Below are 20,525 nucleotides of genomic sequence, written 5' to 3' on the forward strand. Positions count from 1 at the left end.
CCGCATGGACATTCTGGGAACCACGCTGCGTATCTGCGTCGACGACCTGGAGGCCGCGGTGGCCTTCTACGAGGACCTCACGGCCAGTTCTGCGCTGCGCTTCGAGCGCGGCGGAGTCTCGGTCGCCGCGATCAGCTGCTTTCTGCTGATGAGCGGCCCGGAGTCGGAGCTGGAGATCCTGCGCAAGGTAACGGCGACGATCGCGGTCAAGGATGTCGACGAAGCCCACGCCTCCCTCACCCGCGTCGGCGCCCGCATCCTCGCAGGCCCGGTACCGACGCCGGTGGGCCGCAATCTGATCGCGGTGCATCCGGACGGCTCGGTCTTCGAGTACGTCGACCGGAACCTGACCGTCTGACCCGCGGCCGTCCGGGCCGCGCCGGTGGAGGTGGGCGCGGGCCGGACGGCCTTCGCGATCAAGTCCTGGGGCGCATCCGGTAGTTGTATCTGTCCGGCAGCGGCTCGTCGGTGAGCTCGGCCCACACCTCGTCCAGGATTTCCGCGCCCTCGCGCAGATCCGCGACCTCGAAGCCCTCGTCGAAGACGGCCCGGGCGGCGGCACGGTCGCCCTCGGCGATCAGCAGCCGGGCCTCCAACAGGCGGAAGCGGCCACGCTGCCGGACCGCCGGGCGCAGGCCGGCCCACACCGTCCGGGCCGCTTCGGGGCGCCCTGCCGTCAGCAGCGCCTCCATCGCCTCACGGCCGAGCGCCGCTGTGGCGGACGTCCAGACGTCGCCGTCGTCGCGACGTTCCGCGCACAGGTCGTCGAACGCCTCGGTGTAGAGGTCGGCCGCCCGGTCCCACTGGCCGCTCTCCTCGGCGGCGACGGCGAGGCAGCGCAGCAGCGGCCAGCGGGACGGGGCGAGGGCCAGTCCGCGTTCCCAGCTGCGGACCGCCTGGGCGCGGTCGCCGGCGTGCCACTGGGCGACTCCGAGGTGATACTCCGTGAGGGGTTCGGCCAAGGCCGTCTCCAGCATGTCGCGCCAGTGCGGGGAGACCAGGGAGGGGCCGGGCGGGACCGCCCCGGGCGGTTCGGGGAAAGCACCCTGGTCCAGCAACTCCAGCCAGGGTGACTGTTGTTCACCCAGGGTCGACTCGGCGAACGGTGTGCCGGGAAGCTTGTACTTGCCGCGCCGGACTTCGAGAGCACCCCAGCCGGAACCGGTGGCGAGCGGCTCACCGGGCTCGCTGTCGGCGCAGGGTCGCCAGGCGGCGTACGCGGCGTCGACATCCGCGCGCGACAGCGCCTCGGCGAGCCGCCGCTCGGTCTCGGCGCGGGCCGCCGCCCAGTCGTCGCCGTGCACGGCCCGGGGGTCCGCGGACAGCGGTCCGTACGACTCCAGCCAGCTGAACTCGGCGCCCGGTTCGAGGGGGATGTGTTCCAGCTGGGTACGGGCGAGTCCGGCCTGGATCTCGGCGTATCCGACGGTGCCGGGCTCGGTGAGCCACTTCTGCCAGCGGCGCCCGCCCGGGCCGCTGCCCCACAGGAACAGCTTTCGGCCGCGCAGCAGATCGGTCGACGTCTGGACGAGTCCGTGGCCGTCCTCGTCGAGGGAGGCGATCCAGCGGCGGGCGCCTTCGGGCACCTCGTAGAAGTAGTCGGCGGGGAAGTCACCGCGCAGCGGGTACGTACGGTCGACGGAGCCGGTCTCGGGGACCGGGACCCGGGTCAGGGTCCGCTCGTAACCGAAGTGCCATGCCTCGTCGGCCGGGGCCAGGACGCGGGTGCGCTCGCCCTCGGGTACGGCGATGTTGGACCACCAGTAGACGGGTGCGGTGTGTTCGTGCGGGTTGCGTATCCGTACGCCGACGTGCAGGAAGTCGGAGTCCTCGGGCAGCCAGAGGTCCACCTGGAACGGCAGGTCGCGCAGCCGCTCCCACTCCCAGAGGCGGACCATTTCGCCGCCGTCGGGTGCGGGCACCCGGGCGGCGTGGACCGGGGCGCAGGACAGTGTGGTGTGGCCCGTGGCACCGATGTTCCATTCGATGCCGCCGGAGAACCAGGCGCCGTTGAGCGCGAAGTCGGCGGGCTGCAGGACGGGGTTGGTGTAGAGGAGTTCACGGCTGGTCGGCTTGTGGTGGAGGGAGTGGATGCGGCCGCCGAGCCCGGGCAGGACGGTGGCCCGCAGCCGGTCGTTCTCGATGATGATCGCGTCCAGTCCGGTGGGGACGCGTTCGCGCCCGTACCCGTCGAGGATGCGGACCGGGAGCACGGTGGCCAGTGGTTCGTAGCCGATCTGGCGTGCCATGTCACGTGGCAGTCCGGCCCGGTCGCGGTCGTCGACGACATGCATCTCGTCGAGCGGCCGCAGTGCGGGCAGCGGGTTCTCCGGGCCCAGTGGTGCGGCAGGCAGAGTCAGTACGGCGCGTCGTACGGTCGTGGCCAAGGCAACCTCGCTCCCTCACACGGGCCGCCGCAGGTCCGGGCGCCCCCGATGACCATGGAACACGCTGGACAGCGGCCCGGCCAGGGGCGTCGCCGTCAGACTTCGGCAAAAGACCACGGAGGCGACGGCCGGGGTCGCCCTCCCGGCAATGACCCGGGGCCGCCGCCCCCGCGGTAATTCCCGTGCGCCCCGTCCTCACCGCCGTAACCTTGGCCCTCGACGGTTCACGAGCGGAATGCGGAGCGGGAAACACCATGAGCACGCAGCACACCTACCGAGTGATCGTGCGCGGTACCTGGGACGGTCTGACGGACGAGGCGCGCGCCCGGCTCCTGTCCGAGGTGGACCTGCACGGCCTGAGCGCGATGCAGTTCACCGAGGAGGGCTCGCTGACGTACGACCGCGTGCTCAAGCATTTCAGCTTCCGGTTCGTGGTCGTGTCGGACGCCGAGGACGGCGAGGAGATGGCATCCGCGATCGCCGAGGACCGGGCTGAGACGCTGCTGAAGGAGCAGGGGTACAGCCATGGCGAACTCCGGTCCAGTGCGACGGACATGGACACCATGAAGATCAACTACAAGGGGCGGCGGCCGTCAGGGGCGGCGTGACGGCGGGCCGATGGCTGCGACAGGAGCGCTGACCAGGTATTTCTCTACTTTCAGCTCTGTCACGGGCTTACCGGTTTGCACGCCGGATCGTCCCGCGAAAGTCCCTCTGAAAGAGCTGAAAGTCCCTGAAAAGTCCCTGGCTCAGCCCGCTTCTGGGTACCGCGATCGAGGTGGAAACAACGACTCCGCAGCCCTCTGGACACCTCCGGCAGCACTGGCCCTCGTGGCGCAGGGACCGCTTGTCACCTGAAGTCTCGCCACTCCACAGGAGCACGAATATCGAGATCCGGGTCACGGAAATGGAGCTGCTGTCACTACCCAGGGGCGAGCGACCTTGGTCATCACTGCTCTCGGGCATGTAGAGCAACCTCAGCACTTGGCGCTGACTCCGCACCAGCCCAGCGGGCCATGAGGCGTAGCAGGCTTCATCTCTGCCCCTGCCCCGGCCGTTCGCGCCGTAGCCCGGTGCGCAGCCAGATCGTCTCCAAATGGGAGGGCGTCGCTTACCACGCGACACGCTCCCACACAAACATGCAGGTCACAGGCGCGGATCGCGTGAGACGTATCAAGCGCAGATACACCCGTGCTGACCCGGTGCTGGGTTCCGTTGGCGTCCGTTCGGGTCCACCGCGCTGGTTCGGTGCTGACCCGTGCTGTCCGGTGATCTGTACGCTGAGCGGGGGCTTACCGTACGCTCCGGGCATGAGTGAACGCGTCGGCTACGCGAGATGCAGTCTGGACAAGCAGGACCTCACCGCCCAGCGCGAGATCCTGCTCGGCCTGGACGTCCCGAAGGACCGGATCTACCTGGACCACGGGCTGACCGGAACCAAGCGCGACCGGCCCGGCCTGGCCCAGGCCCTGGCGGCGGTGCGCGCCGGCGACACCCTCGTCGTCCCAAAGCTCGACCGACTCGCACGCTCGGTACCCGACGCCCGCGACATCGGCGACTCGCTCACCGCCCGCGGCGTCAAACTCTCGCTCGGCGGCACCCTCTACGACCCTGCCGACCCGATGGGCAAGATGTTCTTCGACATCCTCGCCACCTTCGCCGAGTTCGAGGTCGATCTGCTGCGCATGCGCACCCGCGAGGGCATGGCGGTGGCGCGGGCCAAGGGCAAACTCAAGGGGAAGCAGCCCAAGCTCACCGCCCGCCAACAGACGCGCCTGGTCCAGCAGCACCAGTCCGGCGAGCACACCATCGCCGACCTCGCCGAGCTCTTCTCCGTCAGCCGCGCCACGGTCTACCGCGTCCTCGAACGCCACGAGAGTGCAGCGGCACCTTCGACTTCCGGCAGGCAGTGACGTGCTGCCCTACGTCTACCAGGTCACCAAGTACGACCCCGCCGACCGCGATGAGCACGGCCACTACACCGGCGCCGAGCCCGCGACCAGCGACCACGGACCGGTCGAAGCCGCCTACCTGCAGGCCGTTGCCGCCCTCGCCGAGGAAACCGGCATCGACCAGCTGGCCATCCGCGAGCCGCAGATCGGAGGCTTCGTCCACTTCGGTCTGGAGCCACCGGTCGACGGCTACGGTCTGGCCGACCTGTTCCCTGCTGGCCTCGCCGGGTTCCACGACGGTGCGCTGGTGCCGATCGCCGTCGGCCTGGAACTCGTTCGGGCCATGCTCCGCGACAACGGCGCCTGGTGCCGTCTGGAGGCGGAGGGAGCATTCGCGGTGCACGTCGGCTGGGACCAGTACCTCTACGTCGGCAGCAGCCAGCCCTGCGAAGCGGCGCTGGCCCGCACCCGCTCGCTCGAGCTGTTCCCCGAACGCCTGGACGCCTCGCCTTACGACTTCGCCCCCGACGACCCCCAGCACGTACAGCGCCCGGCCGACGCCGACTTCTGGGCTCGCCTGCACTGGGCGGTCAGCGCCCACCGCGCCACGTTCCTGGAGGAGACCTACGCCGCGAACGCCTCCCGGTGGCACCGCCTCACCCGCGACAACATCGAGGCGGTGCGCTCCCAGCTGGCACCTCGCGCCCAGCTGGAAGTCTGGCCGGACCTGCTCACCGACGTCGATGCAGCCTTGGCCTCTCTGCCCGACGAGGGCCTGGTGGAAATCGTCTGGGAGGACGAGGACGGGCGGATCCCCAGCACGGTCGTGGACGAGACCCAGTTCGGCGCAGTGACCTCCCAGCTCGCCAGCGCGTGTGCTGTCGGCGTCGTATCCCTGTATACCGATGAGCGGCACCCGCTGTTCACCGCCGTGCTACCCGACAGCGACGGTGTTCTCCGCGCACGCTGGCAGACCGAGCCGACGCCCAGCGACCGGGACTGGGCCTTCCTGAAAACCCTTCGGCGCGGCCAGGTCGTCACTGGCACGGTGACGACCATCGCCGGCTTCGGCGTCACCTTCGTGGACATCGGCGGCTTCACCGCGATGATCAACATTCCGGAACTGTCCTGGCGTCCGATCAACCACCCGTCCGACGTCGTCAGCGTCGGCCAGGAGATCACAGCCGAAGTCCTCGACGTAGATATGATCCGGGAACGGGTACCGCTGTCACTCCGAGCAGTACAGGAAGACCCGTGGCCGCAGGTAGCGCAGCGGATCGGGCAGGTGGTCACCGGACCGGTCACCAAGATCGTGCCGTTCGGCGTCTTCGTCCGCATCGAAGACCGAGAGGACGGCTTCGAGGGGCTCGTGCACACCAGCGAGCTGGATGAATCGCCCGGAGACGTCGTCGAGGTCGGCGACGCCCTTACCGTGAAGATCATCGATGTCGATCTCGCACGGCGTCGCATTGCCTTGTCACAGACGCAGGCCCGTACGACCCGCCATGAGGGAGATCGCCATTCCTGACGAACCGGCTGCCCACACGCGCAAGGAGCAGGAGTCCGAGTCCGGTGCCGAGCCGGATGAGTTGGCCCTGCACCTGGCCTCGTTGTCCCATTCTGAGGCAACCGTCCGAAGGAACGCTGTGGGCGGCATCCAGTCGCACGGGGCAGGAGATCCCCGGGCCGTGACAGCTCTGCTTCCCCTCCTCAGCGACCCCGACGTCCGGACCGGGAGTTGGGCTCGGTACGTCCTGACCGCCTGGGGCCAGTCCATCGTGCCGTTGCTGCAGGAGATCCGTCGCACGGGGCCCGGGCGGTTGCGTGCTGCAGCCTTGACCGTCCTCGCAGAGATTGCCGGCGAGGGCGGCCTGTCAGCCCGAGACCGGGCAGCCGTCGAACGTCTGATCCGTATCAAGGTTCTCGCCGACCGCCCCGAGCCGCTGTCGGGCTGCTGGATCCACTGGATCGCAGTCCCTGCCGGAGATCAGCAGGGGATCATGGATCTCCTCGGCCTGACCCAGCCGCGACCAGTCACCTTCGCGCTGGCCAACGATGTCGTTGACGCCGACAGCCACGACGGTCCGACAGATGGCCCCGGGTGCTTCGCCCGGGTATTCGTCAGCCCCGAGCTCGACGGCTGGACCTTCGTGGCCGGCCGATGGTGCGACCCGATCGACAACGAACGCGCCGACGAAGTACTCCGGACGTGCGAGAGACTCAGTACCCGTTACGGCCAAGCACAGGCGTACTACTACGGCGCCCAGGGGGACGGATCCGCGTGGGTCGTCGCCGAGAACGGTGTCGTCATCCGTCGCTACAGCGAGACCGGCGACGGCGAGGACCACCTGCTGACCATCGGCGACCCCCTGCCGTACGAGCGGGATCGCCGCGTCGGACTGGGGCTGTCTCCCGAATGGGACGCGGCCCACGCCTCGGAAGCCGAGGAAGACGAATGGAAGTGGGCCGTGTTCGATATGGCTCCGGCTCTCGCCCAGGCCATCGGCCTCAGCCCCCTGACCATCGGTTTCGACGTCCCGATGCGCGGAACAGGGGTACTGGCCCTCACCGAGTACGGAACCGCCAACGGAGTACCACCGGGCGCGTACAAGATCTGATGAACCATGACGCAGTGGCCCGGTGGCGCGCCCCCTCAGCGGAGCTCAGGGGAACGCATTGGATGTAGCGCACAGCCCAGATCACCGCTCGCCGAACCTAACGGCAACGCCATTTTTCTGCGCCGTTCCTACCGGCCCTCCAACTCCTCTGTCACCGCATTGGCTAGCCCGCGGAGATCATCGGTTGGGCGCATGAGTGTGCCCAGTACGGCAATGCCTGCCGCCAGTGCTGCACGCGCGGTTGCGGACAGCCCCGTCGCTGCTGCTGCGGCGCGTGCGACAAGGAAGTGCTCCTCAGCAGCCCTATGGCCAAGCTGGAGGCCGCGCCAGGCAACGGTGTGGCGCTCCTGCTCATGGAGGTTCAGGTCCAGTGCGAGTTGGTCGGTAGGGGGCGTTGGCGGAGGACCGTCGAGCTCCGCGACGGCACGCTGCAACGACTTCCAGGCCGCTTCGACATCGCCAGCCCGTCGTTGCAGCGTGGCGAGGCTGAGCATCGAGGCCCCACGTTGCTGCGGGTCGTCCTGGAGGGAGGCATGCAGCTTCCGCGCGCGTGCAGCCTGGATGAAGTCCCCGAGCCTCGTGAACTGTCCGGCGAGGTGCCCGAGGAGCGGTGCGTCACGCTGTCCCGCCTCATCCAGCAGTCGTAGCAGGATGCTGCGGGACAGCTCAGTTCGGCCCTGGCGACGGGCCAACTCGGCCCAAGCGAGCTCATCCTCTTCCGCCGGGTCTTGACCATGGTTGGAGACATCGAACGCGGTCGCCCACGCGCTCAAGTCCTGTGCCGCCTCCGGGAAGCCTCCCAGCCCGTAGTAGACGTCCGAGTTGGCCATACGGAGCGACTGAATCAGCTCGTAGTCCTGGGCGTGCCCGTGCAGACCTACCAGAACCGCAGCCAGACGTAGCTCTTCGGTGTGGCCGAGCTGGGCTTCGGCTCGGAGCACCTCCCGCAGAAACGGGAGGTCGGTGGTCTGGCGGTCGTACTGGGCCGCTCGGAGCAAGGTTGCGCGGCGTGCCGGATCGTCCGCGACCTCAGCCCAGCGGGTGCGGTCCGAGCGAAGCATGACGAGATCTGCTCGCCCTGGAGCGAGGGCGGTTTTCCAAAGAGGCCGGCGCGGGAGCCGGTCAAGCAGGGCATAGGCGCACCCCTCGTCCGCATTGAGCAGTATGAAGTCCGGCTCAGTGCGAAGTAGTGACCGGTGCAGCCGCCGAATCAGTTCCAGCTGCGGGAGCTGGCGAAGTCCAAGCCCGGCCAGGAGTCGGCTGCGATCGAGATCGAGCTGCGAGGCGTAGGAGCCACGGATGCTTTCCTCGGTGCGGGCAACAGCAGCCTCCAGCTCAGCAATGTCGGCCTGGAGGTCGAGGTCTGTGTAGTCCCGCCAGCCCGGTAGACCGATCAATACTTCGAGGGCCTCGTCCACACTGTCGCCGACCAGGCCGGCCTCGCCCTCGGAGCTGGCATAGAGGACTTCACCGTTCGAGCACACGAAGTAGCTCCCACCGGTGTCGTCTCCAGCCACCACCTTCAGAGCCGTCCCGGATGCCAGCCGCACTGCCTCGCCGTGGTCGGCGCGATCGAGGTCGAAGTCGAACGGGAATGCCGCGACACCAGCCAGCTCCGAGTGTTGACGCAGAAGCTCCAAGGCGCGATCACGGCGAGTCATGGCAGGACCGTAACAGCCATAAACAACCTTGATGGCAGCAAGGGTGCTGACATGACAAATGCGGTGCTCGACCACAGGAACCGAGTACCGAGCTCCGCTGGTTACGTAGAGCTACTTGTCACTTCGCGGCAGCTTCGGGAGTGCAGGGCCCTCTCGTCCACTGTCCTGTCGCATTCAAGCTGGCCGATTCTTACTCGACACCGCACCCAGAACACGACGCCGGGCCACGCACTTCCGCACTCTGTGCTCAGCCACCGTATGATCTGCCCAACATCACCAGCAGAGTCACGTCGTTGGGTTTCGCGTCGAGGGCGCGATGCATGAAGAGAGGGCGCCGTGTCCCGGCGGGGCGGGTAAAAGCCGGTCCGTAGGGAAAGATGACAAGGCGCGGTCCTTACCCGTGCTGTAGCGGGCTGGAGGGGAGTTCTCGTGAGACGAACGCCTGCAAACGCAGGCACCGAGATCGCAGGGTGGGCCATCCCAGGGGACGGCGGGCAATGGTTTGCCCCCCTGCAGTGCAAAACCCGGGACCTCTCGCTGCTCAACCCCGGCCTTCCCCACGTAGAGCCGCACGTCACGGCGTGGGCGCAGAAAGTGGGGCTGCTGTCTGCGGAAGCGGCTGAGCAGGCCCGCAGGGAGCGTCATATTGCCTTCGCCGGACGGGTCTGGCCATGGGCACCCCCGGAGCGGCTGGCAGAGCTGTCTCGCTTGGCCCTGTGGATGTTCGTCGTCGATGACCGCAGTGACGCCCGCGGGGACGATTCCGGAGCGGTCGACACAGAGCTGCAAGCCATGATGCGCATCGTCACCTGCGCACAGGATGTTGTGCCCGAAAAGGCGCCGGGGACCGTACGCGTCCTGGCAGAGGTCGTGCCCCGATTGGCCGATCAGATGAGCCCCGCATGGAGCGATCGCTTCCGCCGGCATCTGGCGGAATGGATACGCACCAACCGGGACATGATCCGGCGCCGGGTGGAACGCAGCGTACCCACGCCTCATGCCTACGTCGCCTGGCGCCGGGTCTCCGGAGCGGTCGGCTGGTGCTTCGACCTCACCGAATACGCACAGGATGCGGAACTCACCGAGCTGGTGTGGTCCTCGCCGGCCTGCCGACAGCTGCGGGATACCGCCGCCGACATCATCTGCTGGACCAACGACCTGTACTCCCTCGGCAAAGAACTACGCACCGGCGAAACCAGCAACCTCGTCGTGATACTGCAGCACCATCACCACTTGACGCTGCAGGACGCTGTCAACGAGGTGCACCGCCGACTCTCCCTGCGAATCATCGAATTGCCTGCCGCAATAGTCAGTCTGCAGACCACCGCCCTCGCCATGAACCTGACGGTGCAGGAACAGGCCGCAGTTGACCGGTACGTGGACGGGATCCGCGCATGGGCGCGTGGGTTTCTCGAATACAGCCAGGAATCGGCACGGTACGCCGAGGCCTCCGTTCCCCCAGCAACGGCGGGGCTGCGGTTGTGAGCCAGAATTGCTTTGGAACGGGCGACCGATCGATGTCCGCCCGACCGGCTCGGGAAGCGTCCTGAGCGCACTGGCAGCAGGACCGCCCCCGGTCCTGCTGCCGGCCCTTCACCGGCTGGCGGTACGCCCCGGAAAACCCCGAGGCCGACGCCGGGTTCGACGACTCGTCCTGGCGGCTCTGCGACCTCACCACGTCCCACAGGTGGCGCGCGAAGAGCACCCTCCTGGGCCAACGACGCCTTCAAGTCGGCCCGTTGGCTGACCGCGGCCGGATTCGACGGCGACGCCACCGTGCTTGCCTGGCGCATCCAGGGCGGGACCGGGGACGAACCCGTCCGCGGACCGCTCAACGCCGGTGGATGTACTAAGAACCGGGCCGGGTGGTATCTGCCCGGCTTCCCCGACACCAGTGGCAGCCCGTCGACCTGCCGCGGGACTGGACCCGCCAGGGGGTCGCCTGGTACCGCACGACGTTCCGCCTCGACCCGGACGACAACGAAAACGGCCGTCGGAGCCGTGGGCATGCCCCCGACGGTCCCGCACACCGTTCTCCCAGGTCAACCCACGAATCCGCCGATCATGTGTGTCTACCTACCGATGAAGTCGGGAGACCCCGGCGACGATGGCCCGTGAAGCCGAACCCCACGCCGGCGTTGCGAGATGCCACCGCACGATCGCCCGCATCCAATCCCCCAACATCTCTGCCGTGTATATGTGTGTTTCGCTAGGCTTCCCCGCATGCTGGCAGAGCAGGGGGAACAAAGTGTCGGAACGTTACCGCACCGGGAGGACCACCGTCGTGGACGGACGCGATCGGGTGGGTAAGCCCCTGTACGAGCGCCAAAACGAGGTGGTCGCTGCTCGGAATGCGGTGGAGGGGATCTGCGCGGGCGGCGGGGACGGCGAAGGCAAGCAGGGTGGGCTGCTGTTCTTCAGCGCTGCCGCCGGGCTGGGCAAGACGACCGTGCTGGCCGAGGTCCGGCGCATCGCCACTGCCCGCGGCTGCACTGTACTGTCTGCCCGAGGCAGCGAGCAGGAGCATACCGTCCCCTTCCATGTCGTACGCCAGTTGCTGCAGCCCGTCCTCGCTTCCTGCACCGAGGCCGAGCGTCGCGAGATATTCGGCGGGTGGTACGAGATCGCCGGCCCGGCCGTTGGTCTGTTCGCTCAGCAGACCGGTACCGCCGCCCCGGACCCGCAGGGCGTCAGGGACGGTCTGGACTGGGTCGTCACCCAGCTGGCCGTGCGACGGGCACCGATAGTCATCGTTCTCGACGACGCCCATTGGGGTGATCTGGAGTCACTCGCCTGGCTCGCCGCGTTCGCGGTGAGAGCGCAGGAACTTCCCGTGCTGGTGGTCCTCGGCTACCGCCCGGACGAAGTGCCCACCGAGGCCGCGACGTTCCGCGAACTGATCGACGGCCGCAGCGGACGCCCGATCCCCCTGCACGTTCTCAGCCCGGAGGCAGTGGGCGAACTGGTGCGAAGTTCGCTCGGAGCGGAAGCCGACGACCTCTTCTGCCGCGAGTGTTGGGCGGTCACCGGCGGCAACCCCTACGAGGCCGTCGAGCTCATCGCCAAGGTCCAGGACCGCAGCCTCGCCCCGAACGCGGAGTCGGCCTCCCTGCTGCGCGAACTCGCTGCGAGCGCACGCGGCGCCGGACTGGTCAAGCGGCTGGAGAGGCTCGGCCACGCCTCTGTCCGGCTTGCCTGGGCCGCCGCGGTGCTCGGCACCGAGATCTCCCCGGAGCTGGCCGCAGCAGTGGCCGGACTGCCACCGGCCGAGGCCCAGGACGCCGTGGACCGGCTACGCGTCGCCCGTATTCTCACCGGCAGCCGGACACTCGAGTTCATCCATCCACTCGTCGCCACCGCTGTGTACCAGGCCATCCCGCCGACCACCCGCACCGCGCTGCACGGTCAGGCCGCCTGGGCGGTGGCCGACGCGGGCCTGGGCGTCACAGCCGCCGCTCGGCATCTGCTCGAGACCCATCCCGAGGACGACCCACACACCGTCCTTCAACTGCGCGCTGCCGCGCGCGAGAATCTCCGTCTTGGCGCGCCCGACGCGGCTCGACGCTGTCTGGAACGTGCGCTGCGCGAACCGCCGGCGCCCGAGGATCGCGCGGGCGTGCTCTACGAACTCGGCTGCTCTGCCCTGCTCACTGCCCCGGCCGTCACCGTCAATCACCTCACGGCAGCCCTGGAGCAGCCCTTCCTGGACCCCGCGCTGAGGGAGGACGCCACCTTCCGGCTGGCTCAGGCATTCGCCCACAACGACCAGCCCGCCAGAGCGGCCGCCGTCGCGGGCGCCGAGGCAGCACAGGCAAAGTCCGCTCGAGCGCGGCTGCGCCTGCAGGCAGCGCATTATCTGTGGCTGGCCTTCGACGCGCACGAGGCGCAGGCGTCCGAGCGCTCCCGTCGGCTCGTACGGCTTGCCGAGCACGTGCCCGGAAAGGACATCGAGGAGCGGGCCCTGCTGTGCGTTCGAACCTGGGACGCGATGTTGCGCGGGGAGCCGACCGCGAACACGCTGGCCATCGCCGCACGTGCCCTGGGACTGAGCTACACCGACCCGGACTGGGGTTTCGAACTCCCGAGCCTGACCGCGCTCAGCTACATGTACGCCGACGAGTGCGACCGCGCGGAAGAACTGTTCAGTTCGGCCATCGCAGAGTGCGAGCAGGTCGGGTGGAGTGGTGCCCACCTCTCTTTCGGCTTCACTCTCCTCGGCCTGGTCTGGTTCCGGCGCGGGATGCTCGTCGAAGCAGAGGACTGCGCGCGTGAGGGAGTGCGCCTGGCCGAGCGGGTGGGCCCCCGGGTGCCCGCCCAATGGTATGCCGTCGGACTGTTGCTGGACGTCCTGCTGTCCCGGGGCCGCGTCGAGGAGGCGCTTCGCGTCGCCGAGACGTACGACTTCGCGCCCCCCTACCCGAACGCGGTGGCCTTTCCCGACTCCCAAACCGTCTACGGACGACTGCTTCTCGCCCGTGGTCTGCGCGAGGAGGCCGTGGCACAACTCGCCGCGGCCGGGAAACGGCTGGAAGCCAAGGGCATCCTCAACCCGACCTGGTGTCCCTGGGCGGGATACCTCGCCATCGCCATCGCCGAGGAGGACCCCCAGGGCGCCCGCGCCCTCGCAGCGGAGATGCTGCGTCGGGCAGAGCGCTATGGCACGCCCACCGCCATCGGTGAGGCGCTGTGCTTCGGCGCGGCGGTGGACGAGGACGGGCAGGCGCTGCCCCAGCGAGAGCGCGCGGTGAAGGTACTGAGCCGGTCCCCCAACCGGCACGCGTACGCTGAGGCGCTGATTGACCTCGGCGCGGAGCTCAGGCGCGACGGCCGCACCGACAGGGTAGCCGAGCTGCTGTTCGAGGGTATCGAGCTGGCGGACCGATGTGGTGCCGACCATCTCGCTGAGCGAGGCCGTGCGGAGATGGCCAAGGCGGGGCTGCGGCTGCATCGGCAACGCACTTTGGCGCAGCGTCGGGTGAGCGCCGCAGAGCAGGGCTGACCTCGAGCGAGGCAACGGGGTCGGCCCCCCTGAATGGGGCCTGTGCGATGTCGTGATCAATCTTGCAGATCCGGATCCGGTGGGAAGACGATCGCGACGCGCAGGCAACTCACCGACGAACAGTGGAAGTTGATCGGTGCGACACGAAGTCGCGCATTTCGAGTGAACTCGCAGATTGGGGGCCGGTTATAGACCGGATGCGCAGTTCCTGATCAGTGTTCGAGATCAGTCCCCGCCCTGGCGTGCGTTCACAGGTCCCGCTTGTGAGGGTGCGCCCAGGGAAGAAGCCCAAGGGCCCCCGCTCCGTCCGGGGGAGCAACCGGGCGAGGGGAAGGCCGGACGGGCGAACGCAAGTGAACCCCCGATGATGCCTCGTCAGCCGGTTATGCCCCCTGGTGTGGTGTAGTGGCGGGCAGCTGTTCTCTGCCCTGGGTGGTCAGCAACCTGTCGCGGTGCCCGTCGCGTCAAGTGGTGATGGCAGAGACCGCCGCGTGCGCCGGGCCAGGAAGCGGTTCGCGAAGAAGGTGATCCATGGGCTATTTGCGGCCGACCGCGATCGGCCACTGTGGTTGCGGTACTTCGCTGCCGTACCGCCTCACGCCTCGCGAAGAGTGGCCGCCGACAACTACGACTTGAACGCGTTCAAACTCCGTGCCAGGGTACGGCATGAGTTCTTGAGCCCATCGGTCGCGCACGCGGCCTGCGGAACCCGCTAGGGGTGGAGTGTGTGTTGCGTTCCGAACATGACCTTGCGGATGGCCTTGACCAGCCCCGAATGGCTGTCGGAAACCACCAGCCGCACCCCGCAAAGCCCCCGCTCGCGCAAGCTGCGTAAGAACGCGGTCCAGGACGCCTCGCTCTCGCTGTCATCCACCATCACCCCGACCACCTCGCGGTTTCCCTGCTCGCTGACGCCGGTGGCGATCACCACGGCCTGCGAGACGATCTGGTGGTTCACCCGGGCCCTTGACGTATGTGGCGTCCAAGAACAGATAGGGAAAGCGGGTGTAATCCAGCGGCCGGGTACGGAAAGCCGTCAGTTCCGCATCCATCCCGGCACAGATCCGCGAGACCTCACTCTTGGAGATGCCGGTGTCCGCACCCAGGGCTTTGACCAGGTCATCGACGCTGCGGGTGGACACCCCGAGCACGTATGCCTCCATCACCACCGCATACAAGGCCCGGTCGATCCGGCGGCGGCGCTCCAGCAGCGAGGGGAAGAAGCTCCCCGCCCGGATCTTCGGGATCGCCAGCTCCACATCGCCGGCCTGCGTGGTCAGCGTCTTCTCGCGGTGCCCGTTGCGCCAGGTGGTGCGGGACTCCGTGTGCTCGTTCCACTCGGCGCCGATCCGGGCGGTGGCCTCCGCCTCGATCAGTTCCTGCAGAATGCGCTCGCACACCGCGCGGATCGTCTCGACTCCATCCGCCGCACGTAGTGACTCCAGCAGCCGCAACAGGTCAGACTGGGACAAGGCCATCGTGCACTCCCCGGGTTGGACTTAGCCGTTTTCCCGGAGCGTTGCACGATGGCCGTTGCCTGTTCAGAAGGCACGAACCGGAGCAGCGGAAGCACCTGCAGGGCGCGCCGGCCCAGGCTCACCACCTTGATCCCCTACACCACGACAGGGGACACGATCGACGTGCGCCGCCCCGCTTGATGGGTGAGCCTTGAGGCAAGGAGCCTTTCACGTAGCGCCACGCCCGTGCCCGGGTAAGGAGGCACATGGTGATTCGTCGAGATCGTCTCGCGGGTGGATACCGAGACCGACCGGCGGCTTGACCGGTTGGGCGGCGGTCAGCCCGCCGCGCTGCGCGGGCGCGAGGCCGTCACCAACGCCCGCATCGCGTACGAGCACTACGAACGCATGCTCGCCACCGAGCGGTGGAAGCGGCTGGCGCCAGACCGCAGCGGCTGTTGTGGGCGTCCACGGGCGTGAAGGCCCCGGCATACGACGCCACGCGGTACGTCGTGGACCTGCTCGCCCCGGGCGTGGTCAGCACCAATGGCAGAGGCGACACTGAACGCTGTCGCCGAGCACGGCGCGGTTCCGGTTGGCAGTATCCGCGACACCTGTGGCGCCAGGTGGAATGAGTTGGTTGAGAAACTCGCGGTCAGCCCGCACGATCCGACAGCGGCCAGTCCCACCGCACAGACCGCAGCAAGGAGAAGGTCTGATGGCGCAATCCACGTTCGTGATCGTCGGGGCGAGCCTGGCCGGAGCCAAGGCCGCTGAAGCGCTACGCGGGAACGGCTTCGACGGCCGGATCCTGCTCATCGGGGACGAGCCGGACCCACCGTATGAGCGTCCGCCGCTGTCCAAGGGCTACCTCATGGGCAAGCAGGACCGCGAAACGATCTTCGTCCACCCGTCGCAGTGGTATGCCGATCAGGGCATCGACCTGCGGCTGGACACCATGGTCACGGCCATCGACCGCGACCGGAAGGCAGTCACCGTCTCCGGTGGCAAGACGATCGGCTACGACAAGCTGCTGCTGGTCACCGGCGCCTCCCCGCACCGCCTGGCCGTACCGGGTGCGGACCTCGACAGCGTGCTCTACCTGCGCCGCGTCGGCGACTGCGAGCGCATCCAGCGCACCTTCCGCTCCGCGTCCCGCATCGTCCTCGTCGGAGGGGGCTGGATCGGCCTGGAGGTGGCCGCCGCGGCACGGGAGGCAGGCATCGAGGCCACCGTGCTGGTGGCAGGCGAACTGCCACTGATGCGCGTCCTGGGCCCGCAGATCGCGCCCGTCTTCGCCGACCTGCACCGTGAGCACGGCGTGGACCTGCGGCTCGGTGCGCGGCTCACCGAGATCGTCGGCGAGAAGGAGAAGGTCGCGGGCGTTCGGTTGGCCGACGGCACCCGCATTGACGCGGACGCGGTCGTGGTCGGCGTCGGCGCCACTCCCAACACCCGACTGGCCGCCGAATCCGGTCTGCAGGTCAACAACGGCGTCGTGGTCGACGCCTCCCTGCGGACCTCCGACCCGGACATCTACGCGGCCGGCGATGTGGCCAACGCCCTTCACCCGATGCTGGGCAAGCACATCCGCGTGGACCACTGGGCCAACGCCCTTCACCAGCCTGGGACGGCCGCGCGATCGATGCTGGGCGAGCGTGCGCTCTACGACCGCGTCCCGTACTTCTTCACCGACCAGTACGACCTGGGCATGGAGTACGCGGGCTACGCCGAGCCCGGCAGTTACGACGACGTGGTGGTGCGCGGCGATCTGGCAAGCCGGGAGTTCATCGCCTTCTGGGTGGCCGACGGTCGCGTGCTGGCCGGCATGAACGTCAACATCTGGGACGTCAACGACGCGATCCAGCACCTGGTCCGCTCCGGCAAGCAGATCGACCGGGACAGGCTCGCCGACCCGGATGTGCCGCTGGAACAGCCGGCTGCCGGGTGACGTACGGCCGCGGGCCGCTTCACGGGCTCGTCGGGCGCCCGCCCGCAGGGATGGGCAAGCCGACGATGCCCCAGCGAGCCTGAGTCTCCTGTTTCATGCCCGCTCGCTCCGGCCGGTCTCGGTGCCTCAGCCAGCCCCGCATCGGTCAGGTCCGACGGATACCGGCGTTGCCGTTACGGACGGGGTGCGGCGGACCGACAGGCGATCGCGGCTCCGGCGCCCATGACGCACCAGTGCGGGCTCGGTTGACGGAGCAGCAGGTATTCGGTCGGCTCCGAAGTGCGGTGCTTGTCCGTCTTCGCCTGCGGTCCAGTACGGACACCGCAAAAACTCCCCTGGCTCCAGGCGTCCGGGCTGCTACCCGCCGTCACAGTGAAACAACGAAGACTTCGCTGTGGGATTCGTTTCGCTGAATGGAAGCTGCTGTCCACTCACATAACGTAACCCACCGGGTTATGCCCCTTCAAATGCCCCGCAGGGGCATAACGCGGTCGTCTGTCTGCCTGAAACAGGCCGATCACGGATCGGTCTTGGATCACACCCGCCCGTGCGGCTGGGGACGCGTAGAAGGAACGATGCCCATGAATGCGAACTCCTCTCGGCCGGTCCGGCGGTCGCGTACGGCGTGCCTGGCCGCTGTCGCCGTTGTCGGAGCACTGGGACTACTCAGCGCGTGCGGCGGATCGTCACACCCCAAACCCGCGGGCGCACTGAGTCCCGGACCCGGCCAGACCCTGCCGGGAACGCCAGGTGTCTCCGGAACGGGCGGTACGGTCAGCCCACCACCAGTCACGCCCTCGACCTCACCTACCACCGGCCAACCGTCCGCTCCGGCGACCGCCAACGCGGTGACGATCAAGAACTTTGCATTCTCCCCGGCCAAACTGACGGTCAAGGTGGGCACGAAGGTGACCTGGACCAACACCGACCCCGACACTCACACCGTCACCAGCAAGCAAGGATCGGGCGGGCCGCTGAAGTCGGCGGGCCTAGCCACCAACGCCACCTACAGCTACACCTTCACCAAACCCGGCACCTACGCCTACTACTGCTCCATCCACCCGTTCATGACCGCCACCGTGGAGGTGACCCCATGACCGAGCCCACACACGACTCGAACGGCGACGGCGAGAACGGAATGACTCGCCGTCAGCTCATGCGGCACTCCGCCTGGTTCGGTGGCGTCGTAGTCCTGACAGTCACCGGGGGAGAAGTGATCAGCCATATCGCCGGTTCGCCGGACCCCACCCCGGCAGGCAGCGCAGACCTGCAATTCGTGCAGGTCTCCGACAGCCACATCGGCTTCCATGGCCCGCCCAACATGAATGTCACCGGAACGTTCACAGCAGCGCTCAACCAGGTCAACTCACTCGGATTCCGCCCCGACTTCGTCATGCACAGCGGCGACCTGACACACCTTTCCACCCCCGCCCAGTTCGACCAGGTCAAGCAGATGTTGTCGCAGCTGCGCACGGACCGGATCTTCACCGTCCCGGGCGAGCACGACTCGATCGGAGACAACGGACGCGCATACCGGCAAACTTTCGCGAAAAACACCCTCGGCGACGGCTGGTACAGCTTCGACACCCATGGTGTGCACTTCATCGCGCTGGTCAACACCCTGCACCTTGAGCGACTCGGCCACCTGGGCAGCGATCAGATCAACTTCGTCCGCAAGGACATCGCCGGCCTGTCGTCGGACACCCCAATCGTCATCTTCAGTCACATCCCGTTGTTTGCGATGTATCCGAAGTGGGGCTGGGGCACCGACGATGCGGTGCAGGTGCTGTCGATGCTGCGCCGTTTCTCCTCAGTCACGTGCCTCAACGGGCACGTCCACCAGTTGTTCACCAAGACCGAGGGCAACATCACCTTCCACTCGGCCGCCCCCACCTGCTACCCGTTTCCCAAACCCGGCCAGGGCCCCGGCCCCATTCCGCAAGTGCTGCCCGCCGGACGCCTCAAGGACGCACTCGGCATCCGTACCGTCAACTACCGGCAGGGCAGCCACGCACTGGCCGTCAAGGACAAGAAACTCACGTGATCCCCATGTGCAGCAGCGGTGGGCAGCATGGCGGTCCACATCGACACCGCCCGCCTCTGGTTGCGCTACGTCGCCGGTCTGTGGGACGAAGGCAGGGTCGAGGAGGCACGGATCGCCGGCAGCAGGGCCTGGCATGTGATCGAGCGCTTGGCGGAAGAGACAGTGCACCACGTCATCCGCGCGTGTGGTGCCCGCAGCTCGCGACGGGCTGCGCACCGGTCACCAGGCTGCGGGCGACGAGCATGGCCGCGTCGCCAGGGGCGTGCGGCGGCGCACCTGAAGGTGCCCGGTCGTCCGCGCCGGGGCCCGCTTCGAAGCGCTCCGATCGCCGTCGTGCACCTGCGAAGAACCGCACTTCGGCGATGTCCGCCCGCTCGCCCTCGTCGTCCGGGCCGATGCCGTAGGCGATCCGAACACCCGGTCACCCATGGCTCTACGAACACGGCCCGTCCTTCACCTGGGTCGACATGTCACTCTCATCGGCCGTCCGGCCCAACCGCTCTTCTCGATTCGCGTACCTGCTGGCGCGCCGACCGGACCCGGCAGGGACTCTTCGGACGTACTGGCGAGATCGGCCCGCAACGGTTGGAGAACCTGTTGAGAAACCCTCGCCTCGCGACCGCCTCGGTCGCCGCTGGCGCCATGCGTGCCACGGTGCGCAACGGTTGCTCCGGCGGCAGAAGGGCGACGATCGGCGTGAGCCGGCAGCCCGCACCGGCGGTCGCATCCGCCCGCACCGATCCTCACCTCGCCTCCCGGCCATCGGCCCGCGCCACCGGAACTCCCACCGCCGCGCTCGGCACCACGTGGTGTGCCGTCCAGCTCCATGGCGGCAAAATCGAGAGCGGGAGCGGTTGATCACGTGGACCGCCTCGCTCACCCTGCCAACCACCGACGGCTCCACGACGTCCTGTGGTGGCTCCTGCCCGTGGCAGTGGCGGTCGGCCTCTACTGGTACGGCCGGGTACACACCCCCAACTACGAGAGCAGTCTCTTCGGGCAGCGCGGCAACGACGCCAGACTGCTCAAAGCCCAACTCGGCTCCGCACTCCTGTGCCTGGCGCTGATTCAGCTACTGCTCGCCCTCTGGATGTACGGCCGCCTGCCCACACTGCGAGCCGCACCACATCGGGTCCACACCACGCACCGCCTCATCGGCCTGACCGCCTTCCTCCTCTCCCTCCCCATCGCCCGGCACTGCATCACCGCCTACGGCGTCCAGCTGACCGACACCCGCCTGGCGCTGCACTCGCTCACCGGCTGCTTCCTCTACGGGGCCTTCGTCGCCAAGGTCATCGTGGTCCGCCACCGCCACTGGCCCGGCTGGGCACTCCCCCTGGCTGGCGGCACCCTCGTCACCGCGATTGCCCTGATCTGGTACGCCGCCGCCTTCTGGTACCTGAACGGCTTCCAGGCACCCGGACTGTGAGCGGAGCGCGAGACGTCCCTCCCGACCGCCAACGGCGCTGCCTCTCCACGACGTGGAGGAGACGAGGCGGCGTCTCTAGGCCGGCCA

Annotated in this window: 15 protein-coding genes and 1 pseudogene; 13 read left to right on the forward strand and 3 right to left on the reverse strand. The window is 68.1% G+C overall.

Annotated elements, in window-relative coordinates; translation table 11 throughout:
• Positions 1-4 precede the first annotated feature (4 nt).
• Positions 5-358 (forward strand): VOC family protein, encoded by a 354-nt coding sequence (locus OG953_RS07870; RefSeq protein WP_327271833.1) that lies wholly within the window; start codon positions 5-7, stop codon positions 356-358.
• A gap of 58 nt (positions 359-416) precedes the next feature.
• On the opposite strand, the gene OG953_RS07875 is transcribed toward OG953_RS07870, so the two are convergent.
• A complete protein-coding gene (locus tag OG953_RS07875; protein WP_405683213.1) occupies positions 417-2,387 on the reverse strand; it encodes a DUF5107 domain-containing protein in 1,971 nt (656 codons plus the stop codon).
• Between the two features lie 254 nt (positions 2,388-2,641).
• On the opposite strand from OG953_RS07875, the gene OG953_RS07880 reads away from it, so the two are divergent.
• The 4 genes from OG953_RS07880 (at position 2,642) to OG953_RS07895 (ending at position 6,897) form a co-directional block, all read left to right on the forward strand.
• Entirely contained in the window at positions 2,642-2,995 is a 354-nt protein-coding gene (locus tag OG953_RS07880; protein WP_405683214.1) for a DUF6204 family protein, read from the forward strand.
• A gap of 702 nt (positions 2,996-3,697) precedes the next feature.
• Entirely contained in the window at positions 3,698-4,300 is a 603-nt protein-coding gene (locus OG953_RS07885; RefSeq protein WP_405683215.1) for a recombinase family protein, read from the forward strand.
• A 1-nt stretch (position 4,301) separates the two neighbouring features.
• On the forward strand, positions 4,302-5,807 hold the full coding sequence (locus tag OG953_RS07890; protein ID WP_405683216.1) for a S1 RNA-binding domain-containing protein: 1,506 nt from the start codon (positions 4,302-4,304) through the stop codon (positions 5,805-5,807).
• 160 nt (positions 5,808-5,967) lie between these two features.
• Positions 5,968-6,897 carry a hypothetical protein gene (locus OG953_RS07895; RefSeq protein WP_405683217.1) on the forward strand — a complete coding sequence of 310 codons (930 nt, stop codon included), beginning with the start codon at positions 5,968-5,970 and terminating at the stop codon, positions 6,895-6,897.
• A 128-nt stretch (positions 6,898-7,025) separates the two neighbouring features.
• Here OG953_RS07895 and OG953_RS07900 read toward each other — a convergent pair whose 3' ends face one another.
• Positions 7,026-8,558, reverse strand: coding sequence for a hypothetical protein (locus tag OG953_RS07900; RefSeq protein ID WP_405683218.1), 1,533 nt, complete (start codon positions 8,556-8,558; stop codon positions 7,026-7,028).
• A 429-nt stretch (positions 8,559-8,987) separates the two neighbouring features.
• Here OG953_RS07900 and OG953_RS07905 point away from each other — a divergent pair, with 429 nt between their 5' ends.
• Both OG953_RS07905 and OG953_RS07910 read left to right on the forward strand, forming a co-directional pair.
• Positions 8,988-10,043, forward strand: coding sequence for a hypothetical protein (locus tag OG953_RS07905; protein WP_405683219.1), 1,056 nt, complete (start codon positions 8,988-8,990; stop codon positions 10,041-10,043).
• A gap of 799 nt (positions 10,044-10,842) precedes the next feature.
• Positions 10,843-13,557, forward strand: a complete 2,715-nt coding sequence (locus tag OG953_RS07910; RefSeq protein WP_405683220.1) for an ATP-binding protein — start codon at positions 10,843-10,845, stop codon at positions 13,555-13,557.
• A 736-nt stretch (positions 13,558-14,293) separates the two neighbouring features.
• Here OG953_RS07910 and OG953_RS07915 read toward each other — a convergent pair.
• Positions 14,294-15,035: pseudogene (locus OG953_RS07915) on the reverse strand (IS256 family transposase); the annotation flags it as partial.
• Positions 15,036-15,308: 273 nt separating this feature from the next.
• On the opposite strand from OG953_RS07915, the gene OG953_RS07920 reads away from it, so the two are divergent.
• The 6 genes from OG953_RS07920 to OG953_RS07945 all read left to right on the forward strand — a co-directional run bounded on the left by OG953_RS07920 (position 15,309) and on the right by OG953_RS07945 (position 20,438).
• Positions 15,309-15,494, forward strand: coding sequence for a hypothetical protein (locus OG953_RS07920; RefSeq protein ID WP_405683221.1), 186 nt, complete (start codon positions 15,309-15,311; stop codon positions 15,492-15,494).
• A gap of 235 nt (positions 15,495-15,729) precedes the next feature.
• The gene (locus OG953_RS07925) at positions 15,730-16,965 is read left to right on the forward strand and encodes an NAD(P)/FAD-dependent oxidoreductase (RefSeq protein ID WP_405691711.1); all 1,236 of its coding nucleotides are present in this window, start codon (positions 15,730-15,732) and stop codon (positions 16,963-16,965) included.
• Positions 16,966-17,546: 581 nt separating this feature from the next.
• Positions 17,547-18,062: a cupredoxin family copper-binding protein gene (locus OG953_RS07930; RefSeq protein ID WP_405683222.1), complete on the forward strand. Its 516-nt coding sequence runs from the start codon at positions 17,547-17,549 to the stop codon at positions 18,060-18,062.
• Positions 18,059-19,009, forward strand: coding sequence for a metallophosphoesterase family protein (locus OG953_RS07935; RefSeq protein WP_405683223.1), 951 nt, complete (start codon positions 18,059-18,061; stop codon positions 19,007-19,009). Before OG953_RS07930 ends, OG953_RS07935 begins: the two co-directional genes overlap by 4 nt.
• 597 nt (positions 19,010-19,606) lie before the next feature.
• Complete coding sequence (locus tag OG953_RS07940; protein WP_405683224.1) at positions 19,607-19,867, forward strand: hypothetical protein; 261 nt, start codon at positions 19,607-19,609, stop codon at positions 19,865-19,867.
• Between the two features lie 4 nt (positions 19,868-19,871).
• Positions 19,872-20,438 carry a DUF6529 family protein gene (locus OG953_RS07945; protein WP_405683225.1) on the forward strand — a complete coding sequence of 189 codons (567 nt, stop codon included), beginning with the start codon at positions 19,872-19,874 and terminating at the stop codon, positions 20,436-20,438.
• The last annotated feature ends 87 nt before the right edge of the window (positions 20,439-20,525 follow it).

Source organism: Streptomyces sp. NBC_00057 (assembly GCF_045041165.1).
Lineage (GTDB): Bacteria > Actinomycetota > Actinomycetes > Streptomycetales > Streptomycetaceae > Streptomyces.

Excerpts from the sequence above, each read along its gene's own strand:
- OG953_RS07880 (WP_405683214.1), top strand. The coding sequence starts at position 2,642 with ATGAGCACGCAGCACACCTACCGAGTGATCGTGCGCGGTACCTGGGAC.
- OG953_RS07900 (WP_405683218.1), bottom strand. The coding sequence starts at position 8,558 with ATGACTCGCCGTGATCGCGCCTTGGAGCTTCTGCGTCAACACTCGGAG.
- OG953_RS07870 (WP_327271833.1), top strand. The coding sequence starts at position 5 with ATGGACATTCTGGGAACCACGCTGCGTATCTGCGTCGACGACCTGGAG.
- OG953_RS07935 (WP_405683223.1), top strand. The coding sequence starts at position 18,059 with ATGACCGAGCCCACACACGACTCGAACGGCGACGGCGAGAACGGAATG.
- OG953_RS07885 (WP_405683215.1), top strand. The coding sequence starts at position 3,698 with ATGAGTGAACGCGTCGGCTACGCGAGATGCAGTCTGGACAAGCAGGAC.
- OG953_RS07930 (WP_405683222.1), top strand. The coding sequence starts at position 17,547 with ATGAATGCGAACTCCTCTCGGCCGGTCCGGCGGTCGCGTACGGCGTGC.